This window comes from Candidatus Eisenbacteria bacterium (assembly GCA_030017955.1).
Classification (GTDB): domain Bacteria; phylum Eisenbacteria; class RBG-16-71-46; order JASEGR01; family JASEGR01; genus JASEGR01.
The window spans coordinates 1-1552 of the sequence record JASEGR010000219.1; the positions used below are offsets into that span (position 1 = coordinate 1).

The window sequence follows — 1552 nt, forward strand, 5'->3', positions numbered from 1 at the left end:
CTAAACATAACCTAAACAATAGTTGATTATCCACAGAGTTATGTGTAATAATACTGAAATGAAACACGGGGAAAATAAACGCGCCCACCTAGCGATGATTCAAGGGGTCGTTGACCGAATGGGCGGAAATCTCTTCTATCTGGCCTGGCCTCGATACACTAGATACGTTTCCCAAGGAGGATACATGATCTACGCATATGGCAAAACACATCGATCAGGCATTGAAGGATGAAATCCTTCGGACGATCAAAGACGGGATGAAAATCTCGGAGGCGGTTACGAAGTATGGCGTGAGCAACAACACCCTCTACGCCTGGCTCAAAGCACAGGCCGACAATACCGGGACCAGCGCTCTCGAGATCGCCAAGCTTCGAAAAGAAAATCAGGAGCTCAAAGAAATCATCGGCATATTCGCTCTCAAAGAGAAGCGGTCGGAAAAAAATAGGCACGGCCCGTGAACGGCTGGGCCGCGATGGCCTGTCTGCTATCGCCCTAGCCCGAGAACTCGGCTGCGCCCGTTCGTCGCTCTATTACAAACCCAAGAAACCCGCTGACGACCTGGAGGACAAGGCAAGGATCACGGCTGTCATGGATGAGCACTCCGCATACGGCTCACGCCGGGTCGCGCTGGCTCTCGAAATCAGCCGTGCCAAAGCGCAACGCCTCATGCAGCGCTTCGATCTCGTTCCACGCATTCGGCGAGGATTCCGGCATGTGAAGCCGGATGACCTAGGAAGGCTTGAAACGCACATCCCAAACATCCTCAAGGCTCTCTGTCCCGTCCGACCAAACGTCGTCTGGGCTGGGGACTTCACCTACTTCTTCTTCCGGGACCGGTTCTGGTATCTCGCGACCGTGATCGACGTCTTCACACGGGAAATCGTGGGCTGGCATATCGCCAACCACCACACGACGACGCTGGTTATCGAAGCGTTCAAAGATGCCGCGAGACGAACAAAAATAGTGCCCCAATGGTTCCACTCCGATCAAGGCAGCGAATACGTCTCCGGCGCGTATGAAAGCCTGCTTGCCGGATACGGCACGAAGCCATCACAGAGTCAGAAGTCCTCACCGTGGCAGAACGGCATCCAGGAATCCTTCTACTCGCAGTTCAAGCTTGAGCTTGGAGACGCTCAGCGCTTCGTTCATGTGGGTGAACTCATCGAGGCCATCCATCAGCAGATCACCTACTACAACACCCGGCGCATCCATTCGGCGATCAAGATGCCGCCGGTCGCCTTCCGCAGCCGCCACGAACAACAAACCGTTACATTCAAATATTACTCACTTATCCAGAGCTCTCTCCTTGGGGACAGTGTCTAAAAAAGTCAGGCCTTGCCATCCCGCCTATTTTGCCTATTTCCTTTGGGTAAAAATCAAGCATTATATCGCACAGCTCCAACATCCAATTCTTCCGGCTATTCTTCGGCATGATTTTTACGACATTGGCATTTACAATCTGAATCTGCCCCCAGCCAAGAGCACCGATTGTAAGACAATCCCAATCAAAAAATTCAATCGGAGCAAAAGTAATTTTAACGATTTCCGCCCG

At 52.1% G+C, this 1552-nt stretch carries 3 protein-coding genes; 2 read left to right on the top strand and 1 reads right to left on the bottom strand.

The window, feature by feature from the left end; translation table 11 throughout:
- Nucleotides 1-197: 197 nt before the first annotated feature.
- Together QME66_13835 and QME66_13840 are read left to right on the top strand one after the other, a co-directional pair.
- The gene (locus QME66_13835) at nucleotides 198-458 is read left to right on the top strand and encodes a transposase (GenBank protein MDI6810021.1); all 261 of its coding nucleotides are present in this window, start codon (nucleotides 198-200) and stop codon (nucleotides 456-458) included.
- 19 nt (nucleotides 459-477) lie between these two features.
- The gene (locus tag QME66_13840; protein MDI6810022.1) at nucleotides 478-1323 is read left to right on the top strand and encodes an IS3 family transposase; all 846 of its coding nucleotides are present in this window, start codon (nucleotides 478-480) and stop codon (nucleotides 1321-1323) included.
- On the opposite strand, the gene QME66_13845 is transcribed toward QME66_13840, so the two are convergent.
- On the bottom strand, nucleotides 1289-1552 hold a 264-nt coding region (locus QME66_13845), incomplete at its 5' end, for a hypothetical protein (protein ID MDI6810023.1). The two genes, QME66_13840 and QME66_13845, sit on opposite strands and share 35 nt — an antisense overlap.